This is a genomic window from Desulfomicrobium apsheronum (genome assembly GCF_900114115.1).
In the GTDB taxonomy this organism is placed as follows: domain Bacteria; phylum Desulfobacterota; class Desulfovibrionia; order Desulfovibrionales; family Desulfomicrobiaceae; genus Desulfomicrobium; species Desulfomicrobium apsheronum.
In genome coordinates this window covers 377,998-399,765 of the sequence record NZ_FORX01000002.1, presented here as the reverse complement: position 1 = coordinate 399,765, position 21,768 = coordinate 377,998, and the positions used below count along the sequence as shown (strand labels likewise).

Here is a 21,768-nt window from a genome sequence, read left to right as displayed (position 1 = left end):
ATGAAAAATAGTCTACACACTACCGTAACAAACACAATGAGATAGTTGGCACCAGCATGAAATGGCAAAACGCGTTTTCCAAGATCCCGACCTTCAAAGCCCTGAAAAACGGGCACCTGCTGCCAAAATCTCCATTGCGCGACCTGGATGAACTGCGGCGCTTCCTGGATTTCATCCACATCAAATTCTGCCTGCTCAAACCATACGCCGAAATCAAGGGCTATCCCATGGTCGACGCGCGAGACCTCCTGCCTTCATTCGAGCCATCCCTGACCGAATTTCCGGAGCTTCCGGGCTTCTCCATGGTCGCCTTCGGGCGTTCCCTGGACTACTTCAACGAAATTTTCCAGTTCGACCTGTTGCACACCTGCCGCGACCCTGGCAGCCGGATACTCGGAGAAAGCTGCGTGCTGGAGTCCTCGCTGCACTGCAAGAACCTGGCCTGCTTCCTGGCTCACATGTCAAAAGAGATGCGCGAGGAATTCAAGGAAGCTACAAAAAACCACCAGATCTCGGACATCGCCTCCTATTCCCTGCTTGTCGGATTTTTGAGCCGCATGGACCGCGCCCACGTCCTCTCGCTGGATCGCGACGGGCAATTCTACCTGTCCGGAATTTACGCGTCCCTGCCCTCGGATCTGGACACGGAGCTCAAGCGTTTCGGGCTCAGGAGCCGCAAATTCAAGTCCAACGACAACCTGCTTTACGAAAACAACCGCGAATTCGTGTACCAGTTTCTCATGGAACTCTACGGCTACCCCATCTCTTCGGAACGCAAGACCTCGGCCGCCATTTTCGCCAGGCGTTTGCACAAGATGGGAGAGAACTTCCTGATCAAGGCCCTGGGTCAGTCGGACCGGACCCTGACCTCCATTTTCAGCACGCAGTCCGGACACCCCTATCCGCGCGTGGAAAAGATAGCCCTGGTCCCCGTGGAAATTCGCGGCATGGATGTGCTGGGTTACCTGGACAAGGAAGGCTACTTCTTCGACCGCAAGCGACGCACGGTCATCCTACGGGTGGTGTACCGGCAGCACAAGTTCGACATCAACAACGTCCGCCAGGACCGCGCCCTGTCCGTCTGGCGGCAGGAGATCATCCATCCCCTCACGGGACAGGTCTGCACCTCTGTCAACCTGCTGAAAGACACGTATACCATGAGCCTCAAACTCAACGACATCGTGCGCGGAGAGTTTCTGGGCCGTGTGGTCTACAAGAAGAACGACATCGTCGAAAACACCGAGACCCACGAGAAGCGCCTCAAATTCCTGCATTCATGGCTGAGCAAGCACCAACGGCGCATGATCGGATATTCGGATGAATTCTATGGCGAGATCGTTCGCGTGCTGGACGGATACCTGAACAACCCCGCGCTGGCCGAGGAGTTCAGCGAGCACCACGAACTCCATCAGGAAGTCTGGACCACGTACAGCTATATCAAGCAGGCCAGGGAGATCAAAGAACTTGAGGACCTGAAAAACCGTACCCATAAGGGGAAAAAGATCTCCTATCTTGAGATGCTGCGCCTGAGCACCGGCATCCTGGCCGACCTGAAATTTGAATTCGCCAATTATTTCGCACCACTGGTCTCCAAGGCCATCTTTTATTCCGAAGCCATGCTCAACGACCGCTACCTGATCAAGACCTACATGACGCCAAAAGAGGACCAACTGACCGAAAACGGCGTCACGATCAGAAAGCTGTACCGAAGACTGGTCTCCCTGGTTGACGAACTCAAAGCCATACGCAAGACAAAGACCGAAGCGTAACCCCATCACCCTATAACAGCGGGAAACACCTATGTCCGAATTGCTGACCACCCCCCTTCATGCCTGGCACAAGAACAACGGGGCCAGAATGGTCCCTTTCGCGGGCTGGGACATGCCTGTCCAATATGTCGGTATCCTTGAGGAGCACAAGCACACCAGAACCCACGCGTCCATCTTCGACATCTCCCACATGGGAGAATTCCTGCTTGAAGGCGACGGCGCGACCGAAGCGCTGGCCACCGTGGTGACCCACAACCTGGCCACCCTGGCCCCGGGCAAGTGCCGCTACGGATTCCTCCTCAATGAAAAAGGCGGCGTGCTCGACGACCTCATCGTCTACCGGCTGGATACGGAAAAATACATGCTCGTGGTCAACGGAGCATGCATCGAATCCGATTTCGCCTGGATAAAAAGCCACCTCCCGGCAAGCCTGACCCTGATCGACCAGAGCTTCGACATCGCCAAGATCGACCTGCAGGGCCCGGAATCATTTAACGTGCTGGCCCGCGTCATGCCCGGAGACTGGACCGGCCTTGGCTACTTCGCCTTCCGCGAAGTGGAGTTTGAAGGATTCAGGCTCATTGTCAGCCGCACAGGCTATACGGGCGAGCTTGGCTGCGAGTTCTACCTGCCCTGGGACAAGGCCGAAGTGCTGTGGGAGAAGCTCATGGCCGACGAAACCGTCCGCCCGGCGGGCCTTGGCGCACGCGACACCCTGCGCCTTGAGGTCGGGCTACCCCTCTACGGCCAGGACCTGGACACGCAGCACACCCCGGTGGAGGCAGGCTATGGCGGCATGCTCAAGAGCGAAGCGGAGTACATCGGCAAATCCGGGCTCGGCAATATGCGCGAGAAGCTGATCGGCCTGCGCATCGACGGCCGCCGCAGCGCCCGCCATCACGACGAGGTCTTTGTGGGCGAGACCAAGGTCGGCACGGTCACCAGCGGCTCCATCGCCCCAAGCCTTGGCTACTGCGTGGCCATGGCCTTTGTCCGCGAGGACATGGCCGACGCCGAAAACTTCACGGTCAAGGGACCGCGCACCACCCTTGAAGCCACACGCGCGGACATGCCCTTCTACACCGCCGGCACGGCCCGCAGGAAACTCTCCTAGATGTCACGCCTCAACTCCTTTTATCTGGCTCCCGTCCTGTGGCGGGAGCCTTTTCTGCTCGAAGGGGAGGAGTTTCACCACCTGACCCGCGTGCTGCGCGCCAAGGCCGGGGAAACGGTTCGCCTCTTCGACGGCCAGGGGCGCTGGGGGCTTTTTCGCATCGATCGGATAGACAAACGGGACGCAGGCCTGAACCTCATCGAGGAATACGCTGTTCCTGCGCCAGCCTCGCCCCTGACCCTGGCCGTGGGCTGGTCCAAAGGGCTGCGGCGCGGATTTCTGCTGGAAAAGGCCGTTGAGCTCGGCGCTTCGGCCATCTGGTTTTGGCAGGCCGCCAGATCGCAGGGGGACATCCCGGAGGAAGGAAAACAGGGATGGGACCGGCAGCTCGCGGCGGCGGCCAAGCAATGCGGAGCCGTCTGGCTGCCGGGCATCCGGACCTTCAGGGGACCTCTCGAAGTGGCCCGGGCCGCCGGGGACATGGGATCGAGGGTGCTGTGCTGGGAAAAGGAGGACGCACGCCTCATGGACCCGGAGGCGCTGATGGATTCGCGGGGCAGCGTGGCGGTTCTGGGCCCCGAGGGCGGACTTGACGACAAGGAGGCGCGCCTCTTCCTGGATCACGGTTTCACCCCGGTCAGTCTGGGTCCGAGCATCCTGCGCTTCGAGACCGCCGCCACCTTCGTCCTGTCGCTGCACCTGTGGGCGGCGAGCAGGAAATGACACGCTTCATGCGCCGACCCGCCGAACGGATCGCATCGCCTTAAAGCCTGGACATTCGCTCCAGTTCCTCCTCCAGAAAACGACGCAGTTCCGCTTCAAGTTCCATGGCCCGGGAGTCATCTCCCGCAGTGGCGACCTTGAAGAACTCCGCGCAAAGACCGCGCGACTCCCTGTTCCAGGTGCTGGTGAATCCCTGCTTGCCGCCCTCGTCGGCGAGGGCCGGCAGAAAGTCTTCGTCCCGCAAGGCATGGGACCAGTGAATCACGTACCAGTAATGCAGCAGGAAACGATCCAGCAAAACGAACACCCACTGCACCGTGTCCAGGGGACCGACCTGCACGCTGCGCTGTCCGATGCCCAGCCCCAGAACCTTGCCCCGCACCAGCCGCTCGCCCTGAAACAGGGCCGCGAGTCCGGCGGTGGCTCCGCCCACGGCGGCGAAAAGCCCCAGGCTGCTGCCAAGCGTGGCCAGATCAAGCGCGACCCCCGCCGCTCCACCGGCGGCCACGGCCGCAGCCACGAGCTTGCCCTTGCTGAGGCCCAGGACGGTCCAGGTGGTGCGGGAAAACAGATCCTGGCGCAGCACCGATTGTTCCGGCAGCACAAAGGAACGCCGGTCATGGCGGAATTGCAGACAGACCTGTTCGTGCAAGGTTTCCTCCTCCTGCCGGATTCGCTCTTCCAGTCGCGTGACCAGGCGGGCCTCCACTTCGGCCCTGCGGTCTGGGTCGGCAAGACTCGCCGTCTCGGCCATGCCAAGCACCCGCCGCAGAAAATCGCAGACCAGGGCCGCGCACTCCGCATTCCTGCGCTGCCAGTCACGCGCGAAAACATCCACCACCAGACCCAGCGCATCCTCCCAGTCCTGTTCGAGCGCGCGCAGGCTTTCAAGCAGGCGCATGCGCTCGGCAAAGGTCGCGCGCAGGGCGTTGAAGGTCCGCACCATGTTGAAATGCCTGCGTAGCTCGGTCTTCCATTCCTCCAGAAACTGCTCCTCCCCGGTCTTGCAGTTGAGGATGGCCATGCGTGGCCTGCCGGTCAGGCGCAGAATCTCCATCTCGGCCTTGTCGACCTGCCGCAGGGGCCGGGAGGCGTCGAGCACATAGATGATCCCGGCCCCGTCGCGCACCGGGGTCAGCAATTCGCACTCGTGAGCCATGCCCGGATCGTCCCTGAACTCGGCCAGAAACGCCGCGAAAACCTCGCTTTCCGGTCCCCGGAATTTTCGCATCCAGCCCAGGGTCTGCACCGGGTTCTGAAAACCAGGGGTGTCCACGAAAGCGATGACGTCTTCTCCGTCGATGCTGACCGGATAGGTCATGGACTCCATGGTCTCGCCCGGACGGGGACTGATGCGGATCCGGTCGTTCTCGACCAGGGTGGCCACCACCGAGGATTTTCCTTCGTTGGGGTGACCTATGACGGCAAAAATGGGCATGGATTTCATGTGCTTGCTCCAAAAATGTCAACACGCAGCGGGGCCAGACGCGCCACGGCATCGGTCCAGACCTCCCGCGCGGCTTCATCGGGGGCGGTCAGCCAGTCACCACCGGAGGGACGGCCGCAAAAAACAAGGATCAGATTCCGGCCGCGGTCGTTTTCCTGACCAAGCAGCGTCAGGGCCAGCAGGTTTTCACGGATGGGCGGCTGCCAAGCCTCGATAAGCACCACATAACGCTCGAAGCCTCCGGCCCAGTCGAGTCCGGCGCAATCGTCCAGCATCTGCCGGATTCCGTCCACTTCCAGACTGACGGGAATCACCCGCCCGGGAGGATAGCCACAGACCCGCCGTGTCAAATCGGAAAGGAGATCATCCCTGATTCGCCCCAGAAGCTCCGGCGGCAGAAGCAGCACGCAGCCGATTCCGGTCTGGTCCTGCCCTCTGGATTGCTCCGTACCCGCAGTCGCGTTGACGCCAAGATGCAAAGGCGCGGCCGGGATCTCCCCGACCCTGGCAGAGCCAAGCAACGGCGCCTGCATGCGATCGACGATGCGCCCGAGGTCGGGATGGACAAAACGCCGTTCCGCGCGGCGCAGCATCCAGTGGGCCGACGCCAGCAGAATGAGTCTGGGCAGCAAGGCATAGACCAGCAGGCACATGCACAGAAACGGCCACCAGGCGACGAGATCCGCGCTGGCCAGGGCCTGAATGCCGTCCTTCAGGATGATGCGGCTGCCCTCGATCTGGAGCAGGGTCGGTGTCAGGCCCCACTGGGCAGGCAGCCAGGACCACGGCGTGGACAGGGCCATGACCAGGGTGTGCATGCCCTGCGCCCCGACCCGCAGGGTCGATTGCCAGCCAAACGCCAGATCCGTGACCGCGACGCTGACGGTCAATCCCGCCAAAGAGCCGAAAGCCAGACAGGAACCACCAAGATGCATGAGCCGCAAGCTTTCCCAGCCCAGCATCCGCGCGGGCCAGCCTCGACGCAGAATAAGTGCACGGACAAATCCGGCCTGGGGCGAAAGGCTGCCTGGCCTGCGCCAGACAAGATCGAACAGGGGGCGCAGCGGAATGCGAAATTCGGTCCGGCGCAGCCCTCTGAACAGCAGCAGTCCGGCGGCCAGCAGGCTGAGACCAGCCTGGGGCAGGACGGCCAGCAGCAAAAAAACCGAGACATTGACCGGCTCGACTCCCGAATACATGAGCAGCGCCCGCACCAGGGATATGCCCGCCAGCAGGCCGCCGAAGCCAAACAGCAGACGCAGTGCGATCAGGACCGAGTTCAGCGAGTGCGAAGGCAGCCCCCCGGTGCCTGTGTCCCGGCGACGCTCCAGCCAGTATGCGCCTTGCAGCGTCTGAGGCACTGAGTCCGCCTGGGCCGCCAGCCCGATTTTACGATCCCGGTCCAGGATTTCTCCGGGATCAAGAATCCTGTCCTTTTCCAGGAACCATTCCAGGTCGAGATAGTCGCCAAAGTGCATGCCATGTTTCATGACCAGCAGCCTTACCAGCACGCAGGCCTGTTGGCAAAAGAGAGACCCGGGCAAAAATTGCGCTCTTGTCAAAAAAAACATGAAACGCTAGCGTTCACCCTCCTTTAAGACGGCACACGCTGGCATGGACTTCGTTATCGCCGTTACCCCCCGCTGGAGCACCACTCCAAGGATCTGCATGTTTTCTACCCGCCACAGCCTCAGCCTGCGCCTGATCATCTCGATGGGGCTTTTGAGCCTGGTGGCCAGCACCATCCTGGCCGCCGCCCAGCTTCATTTCAAATACAAAAGCAACATCGCGGCCGTGCATGGATCGATGGATCAGGTGGCATCCGGCGATCTCAACAGCATCTCCGCGAGTCTGTGGCAGCTCGACACCACGCTGCTGGACATCCAGCTGCAAGGACTCGTTGCGCGGCCGAACTTCGTGCACGCGGCCATTGTCCAGTCCGGCAAAACCATCGCCGAGGCCGGCCGTGTCGATGCCAAGAGATCCATAAGGCGTGAATTCGACCTCACGTTTTCCTTCAATGATCAGCCCTATGCGCTTGGCAAACTGGTGCTGGTCGCATCTCTAGACAGGATCAGGGCCCAGGTCGGCCGCGAATTCCTGGACCTCCTCGTGGGCGAAACCATTGTCGCACTGCTGCTGGTCTCGGCCCTGCTATTTCTTTTTCACCGCCAGGTGGGCATGCATCTGCATGCCCTGGCCGCCCAAGTCCGGGACATCTCCCCCGTCAATCTTGAGCAGCCCATCGCCTTGGGCAAAAAATTTCGAAACGACGAACTTGATCAGGTCACCGCTTCGCTGGAGAAAATGCGACGCGGACTGCTTGAGGCCTTCACCAAACTGAGCGAGGAGGTCGAAGAGCGGCGCATCGCCGAATCCAGACTTTCGCTGGCCAAGGAGCAGGCCGAAAGCGCGACCCAGGCCAAGACCCAATTCCTGGCCAACATGAGTCACGAGATCCGCACGCCCATGAACGGTGTCATGGGCATGCTCCAGCTGGCCATGGACAACTCCGATCCGGCCGTCATCCAGCAGTATCTGCAAACGGCCATGCGCTCCTCCCGCAGCCTGCTCCGGCTTCTGAACGACATTCTGGACCTGTCCCGGCTGGAAGCCTCACGCATGCCAGTCATGCAGGAGCCTTTCGACCTCCGCGAACTCATGGAAGAATTGACGGACAGCTTTCAGGCCGTGGTCCTGGACCGGGGTCTTGCGTTGCGCGGCACTGTCGATGAAACCGTCCCCCCGGCCCTGCTCGGGGACACGGTGCGCATCCGGCAGATCCTGACCAACCTCATCGGCAACGCGGTCAAATTCACCCTGCGCGGCAAGGTCGAGATTCGCGTCTCAAGCCTGACTCCCGTCAAACCCGGAGAGCACCGCGTCTTCATCGAGGTGGAGGATACGGGGGTGGGCATCCCCGACAAGGCCCAGCCCGGCCTGTTCGCGCCCTTTGCGCAGGCCGATTCGACCCAGACCCGCAAATTCGAGGGATCGGGCCTTGGCCTCAGCATCACCCAACATCTGGTTGTACTGCTGGGCGGCTCCCTGGCCTTTGAATCGAGCCCGAGCGGATCGCTCTTTGCCGTCTGCCTGCCGTTGCAATCCGCGCCGCCGCGCGAGCTCAAGAACACCCCGGCACCGCAGCTCGACGACGAACAGCCCATGGCTCCGCTCAAGGTGCTCGTGGCCGAGGACAATCCCGTCAACAGCACCATCGCCATGAAGTTCCTCGAAGGCATGCGGCACACGCCCACTCTGGCCACAACCGGGCAGGAAGTGCTTGAATGCATGCGCAACGAGTTTTTTGATCTGGTGCTCATGGACATCCAGATGCCTGAAATGGATGGATTGGAAGCGACCCGCATCATTCGGTCCTGGCCAAAGTCCGAGGGTGGTGAGACACCCATCGTGGCCATGACCGCCCATGCGTTCCCTTCCGACACCGAGCGTTTCATGGCCGCTGGAATGAACGGACATCTGGCCAAGCCCATCTCCCAACAGGATCTGGAGCGGTTCCTGCGCTCAATGCCGACGGCGCGGCAGGCATGACCCAAAACGGACACACCATGTTCAGGCCGCCCGCCGAAGCAGGAAGCGCCCTCATCCGCGTTGCCGACGGCTGCCCGCACAATTCCTGCGCTTTCTGCGCCATGTACAGGGGCGTTGCCTACCGCGTGCACGACCAGGCGGCCGTGAGCCGGAACATCGCCCTGGCCGCCGCGCGGGACCCGGACGCCCGGCGGATTTTTCTGGCCGACGGCGATGTCCTGGCCCTGCCAGCCACGATGCTGGAAACCATTCTGGAAACGACGCGCGCGGCCTTTCCAAGACTTTCAAGGGTCAACTGCTATGCCTCCGGACAGGCCCTGGCGGGAAAGAGCGATGCCGAGCTTGAGCGCCTGCGCCAAAAAGGCCTGCATACGCTGTATCTCGGCCTTGAAAGCGGTTCGGGCGAAGTCCTACGCCGCATGGCCAAAGGCGGCACGGTCCACGAAATGATCGACGGCTGCCTGCGCGCCCAAAACGCCGGGCTGACCGTCTCGGTCATGGTCCTCGTCGGGCTTGGCGGACAGGAGCTGTCCGCGATGCATGCCCGGCAGACCGCAGATGCGCTGAACGCGATGCAGCCGTCCCTGCTGTCCTGCCTGCGTCTGGTCCCCATTGCGGGCACGGCCCTTGCGCGCCGCATCGCGGATGGGAGTTTCACGGAACTCACCGAAGAGCAGTCCGTGCGCGAACTGCGCGACATCCTTCTAGGTCTGGAGCTTGCACGAACCGTGTTTCGGGCCGACCACAGCTCCAACATCCTGCCCCTCGCCGGACGATTGCCCCGCGACAAGGTGAGGCTTCTGGGAGAACTGAGCGAACTGCTTGAATCCGGAGCGCTGGACCGAAACACGCCCGGAGCAATGCCGGGCCTGCTCTAAGATGCTTTTGCGCCCGCCCGCGCTTTAATCGCAAACGGACACATTCTTTTGAGTCTGGCCCTTGTTGCTTCAATTCTTGCTTTTTTTCGCATATCCGGCCATGCAAAAGGGCCTGCGCAATGCAAGAAACACGGGGCGCGCAACGATGCGACGGAGCATGGCCCCCGCCTTGGCCACCGCGAAACATTCGCCGGACAACCCAGTATGCACATTGGCTGCCATTCACCGACCGGAACAACCTTGAGCGAGACAGAAGATGATCGACCTGTTTTCAATTCAGGCCTCGGAAAACCCGCTACGGCAGATATCCCTGGCCTTCTTCAATTCCGGCGGACATCAGCCTGAAGAAAGCCGCATCGTGACCACGGCGGTTCTGGTCGGGGCGGTCATTCTGGCCTACATCATCTGGAAACGTCTCGGCGGGGGGGCGCCCTGGAACCGGCAGTCCGGGGCCACCGTAATACCCAAAGACATCTCCTCCATCATGGAACAGGCCATGGTCCTGCGCAGCCGCATCGACATGAGCTTCCATCCCATAACCACATCCCGCCAGACCATCTCGTGCACGCTTTTCGAACTGGCGGACACGGGCATCACCCTTGAGATGCCCCTTGGCGTGAATCCGTCCGACGCATGGATCGGCAAGCTCATGGTATGCTATTTCCGCATTCCCCGGGAAAACAAGCAGCCCTATTACTACACCTTCGCATCCCAGGTGGTCGGCGTCTGGAAGAAAGGGGACATCTCCTATGTGATCCTCGGCCTGCCACCCAAAATCGAGCTTGGCCAGAAACGCAAGCATCTGCGGCTGGAGCTTCCACCCAGAGACATAAAGGATTTTCGCATCTGGCCGGCAACCGAGGACGGGAGCTTCCATTTCGAGGCAGACCCCAAAAACTGGCCCGCCCCCCTGGCCGTCTATACCCGCAACGCCCCTGAAGGACTGAAGGTGCTGGACCTTTCCGGCGGCGGCATCAAGCTGTCCTTTGATCCACACCTTTACGACGGGCTGGATGATTTCGTGGCCAGGCATCCGGTCCTGTTCATGCGTCTGGAGCTTGAGCGGACCGATAAAATGGAGTTTCCTCCGTACTTCATGGCGGCCAGACTGCGCACCAAGGCCCATGACCCCGATCATGGGGTCATAATGCTCGGCTACGAATTCGTGGAATGCTGCTCAACCGATGGCACGGAAACCATAGACTGGGTCAAGATCGATCCCGAACGCGGCATCGACGATTTGGTCACCTGGGTTTTCAAGCGCCACCTGGAGCTTTACCGGGAACGGGAAATTGTTTAGATGAACAATCGTTTTTCAACCTGTAAACCTTCCATTGGAGGACTACGTATCTATGGATGAGGGCCCTGACAGTCGACTTTGGACTACACTGAGACGCTTTTTTTCACGCAAGGGCGAATGCCATCTGGAAGAAGCCATACAGGAAGCCAAAGACGGCGGTGAACTGCAGAACGATGAAATGTCCATGCTTTTGAACGTTCTGCAGCTTGATGACAAACAAGCATACGAAATCATGATTCCCCGCACGGACATCGTCTGTGCCGAAATCGACGAAACAATCACGGAAGTCGCCAGAAAATTCTTTGAAAGCGGGCACTCGCGTCTGCCCATCTACAAGGAAACCAAGGATCAGATTGTAGGCGTGCTGCACTGCAAGGAGCTGCTGCGCTTTTTTGTCGGCGACGAAGAGGCCCCGGCGGACTTGGCGTCCGTCCTGCGGCCACCATATTTCATTCCGGAAACCAAGAACGTCAAAAACATCCTGCTTGATTTCCAGAGCAACAAACAGCACATGGCCATCGTTCTGGACGAATACGGCGGAACGGCGGGGCTGGTCACTCTCGAAGACGTCCTGGAAGAAATCGTCGGCGACATCGAGGACGAATACGACCCCATACGCCCCGAGGATATCCAGCCCATGGATGAAGGCACGTATCTGGTTTCAGGACGAACCATCCTTGAAGACTTGCACGAGGAATGCGGCATCCTGTTGGAATCCGAACAGGTCGAAACCGTGGGCGGTTACATCAGCGAACAGCTCGGCCGCGTTCCCGAGACCGACGAATCCCTGGAGCTGCAGGGTTACACGTTTCTCATCAAGGAAGCAGATGTCAAACAAATCCAATGGGTCATCGTCTCAAAGCCAGTGTCATGATTCTCTCCTGAACCGTTTCGGTCCCATGGGCATGGCTCTCGCTGGGACCTGGTTTGGCTTTGCCAATCCGCTCCTGCACTTTCCCATGGCCATACTGCTGCTGCCCGCCGCGCTTATCTTGTCTGCGCTCTGGGCCCAAAGCCATGCCCAGGCCTTCAAAAACGGATTCCTGACCGCGCTGCCCGGATATGCCGCCAGCCTTTACTGGCTGGCGATACCCGTGCACGACCACGGCGGATTGCCATGGGTGTTGGCCCTGCCCTGCCCGGTCCTGGTCGGAGCCCTGCTCGCCGCTTACGCAGGGCTCTTCTGCATGGGCGTGCACCTGATCAAACCCCAGATATTCCAGCCCCTGGCCATGCTTACCCTTGGGCTGCTGTGGGCCAGTCTGGAGCTGGTTCGCAACCATTTCCTGACCGGCTTTTCCTGGCTGACCCTGGCACAGGCCATGGCCCCCTGGCCTACGACCCTGGGCCTGGCCGCCTGGGTAGGCGGCTTCGGGATATCCGGACTGATTGTGTGCGTGAGCCATAGCCTTCTCATCGGCAATAGTGCCACACGCGTGGCCATACTCCCCCTGATCGGCCTGTGCCTGCTGCCCGGGTTGACGTCCAGCCCCCGAAATCCCGAGGCCACGGCCTCGGTGTCCATGATCCAGGGTAACATCGATCAGGGCCTCAAATGGGATGTGGGCATGCAGGCGGACATCCTTAAAACCTATCTGGACCTTTCGTTCAAGGCCGTCGCCGAAAACGCGCCGGACCTTGTCGTGTGGCCGGAAACTGCCATGCCCTTCTATTTCCAGGACCCGTCCGACCTGACCACGAACATGCGCCTTGGCGTGGCGCGGATGCAGGTGCCGGTCCTGGCCGGAGCCCCGGCCTACTCCATCCCCATGGAACCGGATGCGCCCTCGTATGTCCTGCACAATCGCGCCTATCTTCTGGGCGCAAACGGGGAACCCCTGGCCGCCTATGACAAGGAGCACCTCGTACCCTTCGGCGAATACGTGCCCCTGGGCAAATGGCTGCCCTTCATCACCAAGCTGGTCCCGGGGCAGTTCGAATTCAGGCCCGGCCGCAACACCGAACCGCTCCAGTCCGGCCCGATGGCAATGGGCCTCTTGATCTGCTACGAAGCCATCTTTCCCGAACTGGCCCAAAGGCAGGTCGAGCTTGGGGCCAACGTACTGGTCAACATCAGCAACGACGCCTGGTTCGGCCACTCGTCAGCGCCGTGGCAACACCTGCATCTCTCCGTACTGCGCGCAGTGGAGCAGAACCGGGCCATCATCCGCTCCACCAACTCCGGCGTGAGCGCCTTTATCGGTCCTGATGGAAGCCTACGCGGCCCAACGACACTCTTCTCGACCAAAATTGCGCACGATCCGGCCATACCGCTCTTGACAGAGAAGACCTTTTACCACGAACATTTCTATTTGATTCACATGGCCTTTCCCATCCTGACGATCGCCTTTCTTTGGGTGCTTTGGCGGGCAGGTCGACAAACACACACATAATCGAGAACATCATGCTGCAATATTCAGAACTCAAGGCCAGGGCCGCGCAACTGGACGAACGCTTCAGCGACTTCTGGAGGCGGCTTTGACTTGCGCAGGAGCAAGGAACGCCTCAACGAAATAGAAAAACAACTTTCCTCGCCGGGAGCCTGGGACAAACCCGAACTGCTGACCCCGGTACTCCAGGAAAAGACCCAGCTCGAAAGCCGTGTCGATGAATGGGAAGCCCTTCTGCAAGCCCGTGACAACGCCCTGGAATGGGTCGAGATGGCCGCCTCGGAGCAGACCGAAGAGATGCTGCATGCGCTGGATGAGGCCCTGGAGGACTTGAGCGCCAAGCTGGAGGCCGCCCAGATGCGCACCCTGCTGAGCGATCCCGAGGATATAAGCGAGGCCATCCTCGAAATTCATCCCGGCGCGGGCGGGACCGAGTCCCAGGACTGGGCCGAGATGCTGCTGCGCATGTATCGCCGTTTCGCCGAGCGGACGGGTTTCAAGGTCGAGCTGCTTGATCTTCTGCCCGGCGACGAGGCGGGCATCAAGAGCGTGACCCTGCACATTCACGGCCCCTACGCCTATGGCCAACTCAAGGGCGAGAAGGGAACCCACCGCCTGATCCGCATCTCGCCCTTCGATTCCAGCGGTCGGCGGCACACCTCTTTCGCCTCCGTCGACGTCTACCCTGACGCAGGTCAGGACATCGAAATCGAAATCCGCGACGAGGACATCCGGGTCGATATCTTTCGTTCCAGCGGACCGGGAGGTCAGTCCGTAAACACGACGGATTCGGCGGTGCGCGTGACGCACATCCCAACGGGCCTGGTGGCGCAGTGCCAGAACGAAAAGTCCCAGCACAAGAACAAGGAGGCGGCCATGAAAGTCCTTAAAGCCCGCCTTTACGAGCTTGAACTGCAAAAAATCGCGAGCGAGCGGCAGGCCGAGTATATCGCCAAGGGAGCCATCGCGTTCGGCTCCCAGATCAGGACCTACACCCTGCAGCCCTACCGTCTGGTCAAGGACCACCGCACAGGCACGGACACCAGCAATGTCGACGCGGTCCTCGACGGCAACATCGATGCATTCATTCACAACTATCTCCTGTACCTGCATGGCAAATCATAATCTCCCCCCTGACGAAGCGTTGCTGGAAGAGCTGGAGACCCTGGAAAAGGAACTGCGCTTGCCTCAGGCAAGCTCCGAGGTGGCGGCCCTGGTCCGCCTGATCGGCTCCGATCCGTCCTGGGCCGAACGACTGCGTCAGAAAAAACTGGGACAGTGGGTCGTCCTGCCCCTGCAGGGCGACAAATTTCCGGCGCTGGTCGGGCTCAAGAAGCACATCGAGCATCTGACCGTCCTGCAGGGCCTGGATGCACTGACCGGCCTGGCCAATCGCCGGGGGTTCGACCAGGCCATGGCCATGGAGGTGGAACGTTCCTCGCGCTTCAAGACGCCTCTGACGCTGTGCATCATGGATCTGGACAACTTCAAGGCCGTCAACGACTCTCACGGGCATCCCTGCGGAGACGATGTTCTCAAGGCCGTGGCGTCGATCTTGCTTGCCGAAATGAGAATGATCGACACGGCGGCCCGCATCGGCGGCGAGGAGTTCGCCCTTCTGCTGCCGGGCACGGGACAGGCACGGGCCCTGAAACTCCTGGAGCGCGTCCAGGCGGTCATTCAGGGCTTTGGGATCATCTGCGGCGACGCACGCATCTCCATGACCATGTCCATGGGCGTGGCGAGCTATCGGGGCAAACTCACCCCCGACCCGGTCAAACTTCTGGCCGAGGCGGACAAGGCCCTGTACCGGGCCAAGCGGGCCGGAAAAAACAGGATCGAAACCTCGCCCATCTTGGACCTCGTCCACGGAGAGGAACAGTCGCTGGTGCACCAGAACGAAAAACGCTTTCTTTTTTCCTCATTCTCCGATCCATCTTCAAGCGCGGAGTAGAACAAGGACCGACATGACCGAAGCCAACACGACACTCAGCATCTCCGTCGCCAGCGGCAAAGGCGGCGTGGGCAAGACCAATCTCGCCCTGAACCTCTGTCTTGCCCTGCATGAACTCGGCAACACCCTCGTCCTGCTGGACGCCGACCTCGGACTGGCCAACCTGGATGTGCTCCTTGGCCTCTCCCCTGAAAAAAACCTGCAAGACCTGCTCGGCGATACCTCGGCCGAAAACGTGGTCATTCCCCTGGCGGGAGACGGTCTTGTCCTGCTCCCTTCGGCCTCGGGCGTGGCCGAACTGGTGGAAATGGACGATGACGTCCAGAGTCTGCTGCTGGGCAAGCTCGACGCCCTGTTCCGGCGCTACGACTTCCTGATCCTCGATCTTGGAGCCGGCATCAGTCCGACGGTGCTCTCGTTCGCGGCCATGCCCCAGGAACGGATCGTGGTCATCACCCCCGAACCCACGTCCCTGACGGACAGCTATGCCCTGATCAAGGTGCTCTGCACCCAGCGTCAGATCAGAAATTTCCAGATCATCGTGAACATGGCCGAATCGCAGAAGGAAGCCAAAAACGCCTTCAACCGCCTGGCCCAGGCCTGCGAACATTTCCTGAGCCTGCCCATCAGCCTGCTCGGCGTGGTTCACCGCGACCCCATGGTCACGGAATCCGTCCGCCATCAGGTTCCGCTCCTGAAATTCGCGCCCACCTGTCAGGCGGCGCAGGACATTCGCGAGATCGCCAAGAAAATCATGGAACGCCGCATCAGACTCAAAGATCTCATCTCCCGCAGCCCAATTCTCAAACCCCTGATCTAAAGAGACTTTCATGAAAACAAGCATCCGCGCCGCACTCTGGATCATCGTGGCCCTGGGCCTTTTCGTGCCCACCCTCGCCGGAGCCGAGACGACAATCATATTTTCCGCGAACAGCCTGGGCGAATTCGCCCCCTGCCCCAGTTGAGGGGGTAAAACCTACGGAGGGTTGGCCCGGCGGGCCACCTATTTCAAAGCCGCGCGCGAGAACGCGGACACCGTCATTGTCAGCGGCGGGTACGAGTTTTCCCCCTTCGGTCTGGAGAGGGACAGACATCCTTCGGTCATCTCGATGCTCAAGAGGGCATACGACCTGCTTGGCTACGACATCGCGCTGCGCGCGCCCAACGACGCCGTCGCCTTTGAACACGCAGGTATCGAAGCCGGTCAGTGGGTCGGCCCGTTCGACGAACCGCAACTGGTCACCCGCAAAGTCCAAGACGGCAGTCTGGCCTTCATCCTTTTCCCCGACAGCGGTCAGCACGACCCCGATATCGAGGACAAGACCGCCGCTTTGGCCGAGTCCGTGCGCAAGGACGGCAAGTACAACCTGATCATCGGAGTCAGCACCTGGGGTGCGAACCGGGAACAGGATTTCATCGACCGCCACGGCGCGGCTTTCGACATCATTCTCGGATCGGGACCCGGCCCGGGCTATGCCGGTCTCTACCTGCGCGACAACTCGCTGCTCTGGGTGCGGGCCTTCACCAAGGGCAGAAGCGTCCTCGGCGTGACCATCCCGAGTCTGCCCAAGCCAGGCGCCAAGATCGTCTGGGAACCGCAGACCACTGTTTTGCCGACGTCCGCGCCTCTTGGCGGCGACGTCGCATCGGACCCGGAAATCAACGCCATCTTCAATCCCTAGCCAATTCCTTGCATTTTGGCGCAATTCCCCATAATTTGACACGCATAATAAATTATATCTGAAGGAACACGCATGTCCATTTTCACGGGTCCGACCCAATTTTTTTACAAGATGCAAGGCAGCGGCAACGATTTCATCGTCATCGACAACCGCGCCAAGACCATATCCCCCGCCGAAATGCCCCGCTGGGCCAAGACGCTGTGCCCGCACGCCTTCAGCATCGGCGCGGACGGCATCATCTTTCTTGAAATCGATAACTCAGGGCAGGCCGCGACGCGCTGGCACTTTTTCAATGCCGACGGCTCCCGCGCCGAGATGTGCGGCAACGGCTCGCGCTGCGCAACCCTCTTGGCCCACAAGCTGGGCATGGCCCCGGCCGAACACCTCATGCTCACCGACGCGGGCACGGTGTACGCCCAAGTCTTCCCCGAAGCTGACGAGGTCGAAGTGCAGCTGACCCCGGCGCGGGACATGGCCCTGAATTTCACCCTTGATCTTGGCGGTGAAACCTTCACGGCCCATTTCGCCAACACCGGCGTTCCGCACACGGTCATCGTCACGGACGACGTCAAGAATCTCGATATAAAGGATCTTGGAGCCAAGGTCCGCTATCACGACCGCTTCGCCCCGGCCGGGACCAACGCCAACTTCATTCAGGTCTTAAGCCGCCAGGAACTCCTGCTGCGCACCTACGAGCGTGGCGTGGAGGGCGAGACCTACGCCTGCGGAACCGGCGCCGCCGCTTCCGTGGCCGTGGCCCACGCGCTGAATCTCTGCGATGCCGAGGCCCGAGTGACCACCTCGGGGTCCGAGGTGCTCGGAATCAAGGTTCACGGCTCGGACATTTTCCTGCGCGGCAAAGCCCAGCTCGTCTACAAGGGCGAGTTCTGCCCTGCCGCCCTGGGCCTTTAAGGCGCAAGACGGCCAGCTTATAAACCACAGCCCCAATCCGGGAGGAAACGATGCAATTCAAAGGAGCGTTTACAGCCCTGGTCACCCCGTTTTCAAACGGCCAGCTTGACGAGGAAGCCTATCGACAACTGATCGAATGGCAGATTCAGAGCGGGATCAATGGCGTAGTGCCCTGCGGCACCACCGGAGAGTCCGCCACCATGAGCCACGACGAACACAAGCGGGTGATCCGAATTTGCGTGGACCAGGTCAAGGGCCGGGTGCCGGTTCTGGCCGGAGCCGGATCAAACAACACTGCCGAGGCGGTGGAACTGACCCGTTTTGCCAAGGAAGCAGGCGCCGACGGCGCGCTGCTGATCACGCCCTACTACAACAAGCCGACCCAGGAAGGTCTCTACCAGCACTTCAAGCGTATCGCCGAAGAAGTGTCCATGCCCTTCATCCTCTACAACGTCCCCGGTCGCACCAGCGTCAACATGCTTCCGCACACGGTGGCGAGGCTGAACAAGGACATCCCCGACGTGGTGGGCATCAAGGAAGCCACGGGAGATCTGAGTCAGGTCTCGCAGGTTCTGGAATTCTGCGGTCCCGACTTCCAGGTGCTCTCCGGTGATGATTTCACTGTGCTGCCGCTTTTGTCCGTGGGCGGATGCGGTGTCATCTCGGTGGTCTCGAACATCCTGCCCGACAAGATGAGCGCGCTCTGCTCGGCCTGGTTCGCGGCCGATCTGCCCAAGGCGCGGGAAATGCACTTCCTGCTGGCCTCGTTTTCACGCATGATGTTCATTGAAACCAACCCCATTCCGGTCAAGACGTCCCTCTCTCTCATGGGTCGTATCAACCTTGAAATGCGTCTGCCCCTGACCCCCATGAGTCCGGCCAACGCCGAGACACTGCGCGGATTTCTGGCCGACAAGGGACTGATCTGATCCACCCGGCACGACATGAAAAAAGGCCGCTTTCCCCAATGGGGAGGCGGCCTTTATCTTTTTGACGCAAAAATGAATCAGCCCAGCACGACCTGATCCTTGTCATCGCGCTCCTGCAGGAAAACATTTATCTGCTGGTCCCGTTCCGTGGCCACGGTCTTGCCGACAAAATCGGCCTGAATGGGCAGTTCGCGATGCCCGCGGTCGACCAGCACGAGAAGTTTCACGGCCTCGGGTCTGCCGAAATCCAGAATGGCTTCCAGGGCGCACCGGATGGTGCGGCCGGTGAAGAGCACATCGTCGATGAGGATGATGGTCTTGTCCTCCACGGAAAAATCGATGCGCGTGGCGTTGATGTTCGGAGTGGCCGTGGAAGAGGTCCAGTCATCGCGGTACAGATTGATGTCCAGCTCACCGCAGGGAATTTTCCGCCGGGTCCGTTCCGACAGAAGGCCGCACAGCCTGCATGCGAGGTCCGCGCCGCGCCGCTGGATGCCGACCAGGGCGATGGACTCGTGGTCCGTGATCTGTTCCAGAATCTGACAGGCGAGACGGTCAAGCGTGCGCTCGATATCGCGAGCGGCCATGATTTCCTTGCTGCGGTGCATGGGATCCCCTCCATTTCGTGTGACAAGCCTTGTTCACTAAGGGCCCCAAGTTGTAATTGCAAGTGAATCGTCCTATGGTTCGTGACGATAAATTTCCGGGACATTCAGGAGGATACATGGGCGTCGACAATCTTTTCTTTCTTGAGCTCATCGAATGGTTTGACGACAGCGGGCAGGAATTCGCGCAGCGATTTCCAAAGGAAGGCTCCGGCGAAATCAAGTACGGCGCGCAGATGGTCGTACGCGAATCCCAGGCCGGAATCTTCTTCTACAACGGCAAGGCCGTGCATGTCTTCGGACCGGGCAGGCACACCCTGAAGACAGCCAACATCCCCATCCTGAACAAGATCATGGGCATCCCCTGGGGGCTTGAGAGCCCGCTGCGGGCGGAAGCCTACATGGTGAACACCAAGGTCTTCCCCAACCTCAAATGGGGCACCCGGGAGCCGGTGGCCTTCAAGGACTCGGAACTCGGGCTCATTCGCCTGCGCGCCTACGGCATGTTCAACATCCAGATCGTGCAGCCCCTGCTCTTCATCAACTCCCTGGTGGGGACCATGGGCTCCTTTTCCGTGACCGACCTGAGCGACTATCTGGGCAAGGTCATCGTCTCCAGGTTCAATGACTACCTGGGCGAAAACATGGACACCATCCTGAACCTGCCCAGTCGTTACGAAGCATGGTCCGCGGGCCTGCGGGAACGTCTGCAGGAGGATTTCCGCCATTTCGGGCTGTCGCTCAACCAGCTCTTCATCAACGCCATCACACCGCCGCCCGAAGTCCAGAAGGCCATGGACGACAAGACCAAGCTTGGCATGTTCGACGACATGAACAAGCTGATGCAGCTCAAGGCCGCATCCGCCATGGAAAAGGCGGCTGCGAACCCCGGCAGCGCGGGCGAGTCCATGGGCCTCGGGGTGGGCTTCATGATGCCTTCGCTCATGGCCCAGGCCATGCAGATGGCAGGACAGTCCGCCACGATTCCGGCCGCGCAGCCAAACGGCCTCAAATGTCCGGAATGCAGCCAGTCCATCCGCCAGGACGACAAGTTCTGCCCCTCCTGCGGACACCAGCTGGTCGTTTTCGAAAAGTGCAAGGGGTGCGGGAAAAATCTGGCTCCGGGCACGCGCTTCTGCCCCCGCTGCGGCAGACAGGCGGGCAGCATCCGCGAGACGGCAAAGTGTCCGTCCTGCGGTCAGGAAAATTTGGCCTCATCCACGTTCTGCAACCATTGCGGGGAGCGCATGGCCTGACCATGACCGGCCATCTCTCCCATCAATGCCCGCAATGCGGCGCGCCGGTGGCGCTTGAGGAAACGGACAGGATTTTTTCCTGTCCGTTTTGTCAGGTCCGCCTGTTCATTCACTCCAGCGGACCCTTTGAGTATCGTCTGAAGCCGCGCATCAGCCATCCGGGCACGCTCATTCATGTCCCCTACTGGCGATTCAGGGGCAACGCCTTTGTGCTTGGACCGCAAAACACGCAGCACAAGATTCTCGATTCAAATCTCCTGGCCGTGGACAATCCGGCCCTGCCCCCATCTCTTGGGCTGCGCGCTCAGGCCATGGAACTGTCCTTCGTGGAACCGACGACGGAAGGCCTCTTTCTGCCCCCGACCATACCAAGCGCTGATTTCAAATCCCGGCTCCTGCGCGCCCTCCCCGGCCTGCCCGCCCAGAGGGGACCCAAACTCACGGCCTGCGTGGGCGACAATCTCTCGCTTGTCTACCAGCCCGTCTTTCAAAGCCACGAGCTTGTAGACGCTATCACCGGCGAACATCTGGGACCGGCCAGCATCGACCCTTCCGAGGCGCAAAAGGCCCCCGGCAATCTCAAATTCAGCTCGACCCTTTGCCCCAAATGCGGCTGGGACCTGATCGGGGACCGCCAGAGCCTGGTGCAGACCTGTCCGCACTGCGACACGGCATGGGAGCCCGGTCCCGAGGGAGGCCAGCCCATCACCCCTCATTTTCTGCACACGCAGGAGAAGCCGGACATCTACCTGCCCTTCTGGAATCTGAGCGTCCAGGCCAGGGGATTCAGGCTCCAGACCTGGGCCGACCTGATCCGTCTGACCAACCTGCCCCGCGCCCTTTTGCCCTGGATGGAATCGACGGCCTTTTCCTTTCGAGTCCCAGCCTTCAAGATCAGGCCCGGGCTTTTCCTGAACCTGAGCGCCCAGGTCAGCCTGTACCAGCCCGAAGCCCCGGCGCTTGAGATCCTGCCCCGCACGCCCCTGCATCCCGTGACCCTGCCCAGGGAAGAGGCCTTCCAGGCCCTGCCCGTGGTCCTTGGTCGTCTGGCTCCGGCACGCAAGAACCTGTTTCCCAAAATCCAGGGCGGATCATTGCGCGCAGGCGAGGCGAGCATCGAATATCTGCCCTTTGTCGAAGGTCCCAGGGAATTCGTCCAGCCCGAGATGAACATGGCGATCCAGAAAAACGCCCTCTTCTGGTCCACGACCCTCTGAAAAAAAGAGGCGAAATCCGCTGGTCCAAGACCGGCTGATT

Annotated in this window: 19 protein-coding genes; 16 read left to right on the top strand and 3 right to left on the bottom strand. The window is 60.6% G+C overall.

From position 1 onward, the window contains the following. Positions 1–56 precede the first annotated feature (56 nt). From BMZ40_RS03950 to BMZ40_RS03940, 3 genes are read left to right on the top strand one after another with little or no spacing between them, the layout of a single operon-like run. Positions 57–1,769 (top strand): hypothetical protein, encoded by a 1,713-nt coding sequence (locus BMZ40_RS03950; protein ID WP_092372822.1) that lies wholly within the window; start codon positions 57–59, stop codon positions 1,767–1,769. A gap of 31 nt (positions 1,770–1,800) precedes the next feature. After that, the gene (gene gcvT, locus BMZ40_RS03945) at positions 1,801–2,883 is read left to right on the top strand and encodes a glycine cleavage system aminomethyltransferase GcvT (RefSeq protein ID WP_092372821.1); all 1,083 of its coding nucleotides are present in this window, start codon (positions 1,801–1,803) and stop codon (positions 2,881–2,883) included. Beyond that, entirely contained in the window at positions 2,884–3,606 is a 723-nt protein-coding gene (locus BMZ40_RS03940) for a 16S rRNA (uracil(1498)-N(3))-methyltransferase (RefSeq protein WP_092372820.1), read from the top strand. It begins immediately after the preceding gene. Positions 3,607–3,646: 40 nt separating this feature from the next. Here the strand turns inward: BMZ40_RS03940 and BMZ40_RS03935 are convergent, their stop codons facing one another. Both BMZ40_RS03935 and BMZ40_RS03930 read right to left on the bottom strand, forming a co-directional pair. Further along, the gene (locus tag BMZ40_RS03935; RefSeq protein WP_092372819.1) at positions 3,647–5,053 is read right to left on the bottom strand and encodes a GTPase/DUF3482 domain-containing protein; all 1,407 of its coding nucleotides are present in this window, start codon (positions 5,051–5,053) and stop codon (positions 3,647–3,649) included. Next, entirely contained in the window at positions 5,050–6,543 is a 1,494-nt protein-coding gene (locus BMZ40_RS03930; protein ID WP_177193007.1) for a DUF2868 domain-containing protein, read from the bottom strand. The genes BMZ40_RS03935 and BMZ40_RS03930 overlap by 4 nt, the downstream gene beginning before the upstream one ends. 178 nt (positions 6,544–6,721) lie before the next feature. Between BMZ40_RS03930 and BMZ40_RS03925 the strand changes: the two genes are divergently transcribed. The 11 genes from BMZ40_RS03925 to dapA all read left to right on the top strand — a co-directional run bounded on the left by BMZ40_RS03925 (position 6,722) and on the right by dapA (position 18,650). Then, entirely contained in the window at positions 6,722–8,605 is a 1,884-nt protein-coding gene (locus tag BMZ40_RS03925) for an ATP-binding protein (protein ID WP_177193006.1), read from the top strand. Next, complete coding sequence (locus BMZ40_RS03920; protein ID WP_092372816.1) at positions 8,602–9,483, top strand: radical SAM protein; 882 nt, start codon at positions 8,602–8,604, stop codon at positions 9,481–9,483. The genes BMZ40_RS03925 and BMZ40_RS03920 overlap by 4 nt, the downstream gene beginning before the upstream one ends. Before the next feature lie 256 nt (positions 9,484–9,739). Continuing rightward, a complete protein-coding gene (locus BMZ40_RS03915; RefSeq protein WP_092372815.1) occupies positions 9,740–10,783 on the top strand; it encodes a PilZ domain-containing protein in 1,044 nt (347 codons plus the stop codon). A gap of 52 nt (positions 10,784–10,835) precedes the next feature. After that, a complete protein-coding gene (locus BMZ40_RS03910) occupies positions 10,836–11,657 on the top strand; it encodes a hemolysin family protein (protein ID WP_092372814.1) in 822 nt (273 codons plus the stop codon). Next, positions 11,611–13,176, top strand: coding sequence for an apolipoprotein N-acyltransferase (gene lnt, locus BMZ40_RS03905; RefSeq protein ID WP_092372813.1), 1,566 nt, complete (start codon positions 11,611–11,613; stop codon positions 13,174–13,176). Before BMZ40_RS03910 ends, lnt begins: the two co-directional genes overlap by 47 nt. 11 nt (positions 13,177–13,187) lie before the next feature. Beyond that, positions 13,188–14,298, top strand: a protein-coding gene (gene prfB / locus BMZ40_RS03900) for a peptide chain release factor 2 (RefSeq protein ID WP_177193005.1) whose coding sequence is annotated in 2 segments (ribosomal slippage) — positions 13,188–13,262 and positions 13,264–14,298 — 1,110 coding nt in all. Because the reading frame shifts where the segments join, the coding sequence is not laid out codon by codon here. Further along, positions 14,285–15,127 carry a GGDEF domain-containing protein gene (locus BMZ40_RS03895; protein ID WP_177193004.1) on the top strand — a complete coding sequence of 281 codons (843 nt, stop codon included), beginning with the start codon at positions 14,285–14,287 and terminating at the stop codon, positions 15,125–15,127. The genes prfB and BMZ40_RS03895 overlap by 14 nt, the downstream gene beginning before the upstream one ends. Positions 15,128–15,140: 13 nt before the next feature. Beyond that, positions 15,141–15,947 carry a MinD/ParA family protein gene (locus BMZ40_RS03890; RefSeq protein WP_092372810.1) on the top strand — a complete coding sequence of 269 codons (807 nt, stop codon included), beginning with the start codon at positions 15,141–15,143 and terminating at the stop codon, positions 15,945–15,947. Positions 15,948–15,957: 10 nt separating this feature from the next. Further along, positions 15,958–16,809, top strand: coding sequence for a UshA-like (seleno)protein family 2 (locus tag BMZ40_RS03885; RefSeq protein ID WP_425429351.1), 852 nt, complete (start codon positions 15,958–15,960; stop codon positions 16,807–16,809). Positions 16,810–16,881: 72 nt separating this feature from the next. Continuing rightward, positions 16,882–17,721 carry a diaminopimelate epimerase gene (gene dapF, locus BMZ40_RS03880; protein ID WP_092372808.1) on the top strand — a complete coding sequence of 280 codons (840 nt, stop codon included), beginning with the start codon at positions 16,882–16,884 and terminating at the stop codon, positions 17,719–17,721. Between the two features lie 50 nt (positions 17,722–17,771). Continuing rightward, the gene (gene dapA, locus BMZ40_RS03875; protein WP_092372807.1) at positions 17,772–18,650 is read left to right on the top strand and encodes a 4-hydroxy-tetrahydrodipicolinate synthase; all 879 of its coding nucleotides are present in this window, start codon (positions 17,772–17,774) and stop codon (positions 18,648–18,650) included. A gap of 77 nt (positions 18,651–18,727) precedes the next feature. Here dapA and pyrR read toward each other — a convergent pair whose 3' ends face one another. After that, positions 18,728–19,258, bottom strand: coding sequence for a bifunctional pyr operon transcriptional regulator/uracil phosphoribosyltransferase PyrR (gene pyrR / locus BMZ40_RS03870; protein ID WP_092372806.1), 531 nt, complete (start codon positions 19,256–19,258; stop codon positions 18,728–18,730). Positions 19,259–19,374: 116 nt separating this feature from the next. On the opposite strand from pyrR, the gene BMZ40_RS03865 reads away from it, so the two are divergent. Further along, positions 19,375–20,511, top strand: a complete 1,137-nt coding sequence (locus BMZ40_RS03865; protein ID WP_092372805.1) for an SPFH domain-containing protein — start codon at positions 19,375–19,377, stop codon at positions 20,509–20,511. A 2-nt stretch (positions 20,512–20,513) separates the two neighbouring features. Continuing rightward, complete coding sequence (locus BMZ40_RS03860; protein WP_143075525.1) at positions 20,514–21,728, top strand: TFIIB-type zinc ribbon-containing protein; 1,215 nt, start codon at positions 20,514–20,516, stop codon at positions 21,726–21,728. Positions 21,729–21,768: the final 40 nt, after the last annotated feature.

What these genes read in the sequence shown, in the direction of transcription:
- BMZ40_RS03950 (WP_092372822.1), top strand. Translation starts at nt 57, where the DNA reads ATGAAATGGCAAAACGCGTTTTCCAAGATCCCGACCTTCAAAGCCCTG.
- gcvT (WP_092372821.1), top strand. Translation starts at nt 1,801, where the DNA reads ATGTCCGAATTGCTGACCACCCCCCTTCATGCCTGGCACAAGAACAAC.
- BMZ40_RS03940 (WP_092372820.1), top strand. Translation starts at nt 2,884, where the DNA reads ATGTCACGCCTCAACTCCTTTTATCTGGCTCCCGTCCTGTGGCGGGAG.
- BMZ40_RS03935 (WP_092372819.1), bottom strand. Translation starts at nt 5,053, where the DNA reads ATGAAATCCATGCCCATTTTTGCCGTCATAGGTCACCCCAACGAAGGA.
- BMZ40_RS03930 (WP_177193007.1), bottom strand. Translation starts at nt 6,543, where the DNA reads ATGAAACATGGCATGCACTTTGGCGACTATCTCGACCTGGAATGGTTC.
- BMZ40_RS03925 (WP_177193006.1), top strand. Translation starts at nt 6,722, where the DNA reads ATGTTTTCTACCCGCCACAGCCTCAGCCTGCGCCTGATCATCTCGATG.
- BMZ40_RS03920 (WP_092372816.1), top strand. Translation starts at nt 8,602, where the DNA reads ATGACCCAAAACGGACACACCATGTTCAGGCCGCCCGCCGAAGCAGGA.
- BMZ40_RS03915 (WP_092372815.1), top strand. Translation starts at nt 9,740, where the DNA reads ATGATCGACCTGTTTTCAATTCAGGCCTCGGAAAACCCGCTACGGCAG.
- BMZ40_RS03910 (WP_092372814.1), top strand. Translation starts at nt 10,836, where the DNA reads ATGGATGAGGGCCCTGACAGTCGACTTTGGACTACACTGAGACGCTTT.
- lnt (WP_092372813.1), top strand. Translation starts at nt 11,611, where the DNA reads ATGTCAAACAAATCCAATGGGTCATCGTCTCAAAGCCAGTGTCATGAT.
- BMZ40_RS03895 (WP_177193004.1), top strand. Translation starts at nt 14,285, where the DNA reads ATGGCAAATCATAATCTCCCCCCTGACGAAGCGTTGCTGGAAGAGCTG.
- BMZ40_RS03890 (WP_092372810.1), top strand. Translation starts at nt 15,141, where the DNA reads ATGACCGAAGCCAACACGACACTCAGCATCTCCGTCGCCAGCGGCAAA.
- dapF (WP_092372808.1), top strand. Translation starts at nt 16,882, where the DNA reads ATGTCCATTTTCACGGGTCCGACCCAATTTTTTTACAAGATGCAAGGC.
- dapA (WP_092372807.1), top strand. Translation starts at nt 17,772, where the DNA reads ATGCAATTCAAAGGAGCGTTTACAGCCCTGGTCACCCCGTTTTCAAAC.
- pyrR (WP_092372806.1), bottom strand. Translation starts at nt 19,258, where the DNA reads ATGCACCGCAGCAAGGAAATCATGGCCGCTCGCGATATCGAGCGCACG.
- BMZ40_RS03865 (WP_092372805.1), top strand. Translation starts at nt 19,375, where the DNA reads ATGGGCGTCGACAATCTTTTCTTTCTTGAGCTCATCGAATGGTTTGAC.
- BMZ40_RS03860 (WP_143075525.1), top strand. Translation starts at nt 20,514, where the DNA reads ATGACCGGCCATCTCTCCCATCAATGCCCGCAATGCGGCGCGCCGGTG.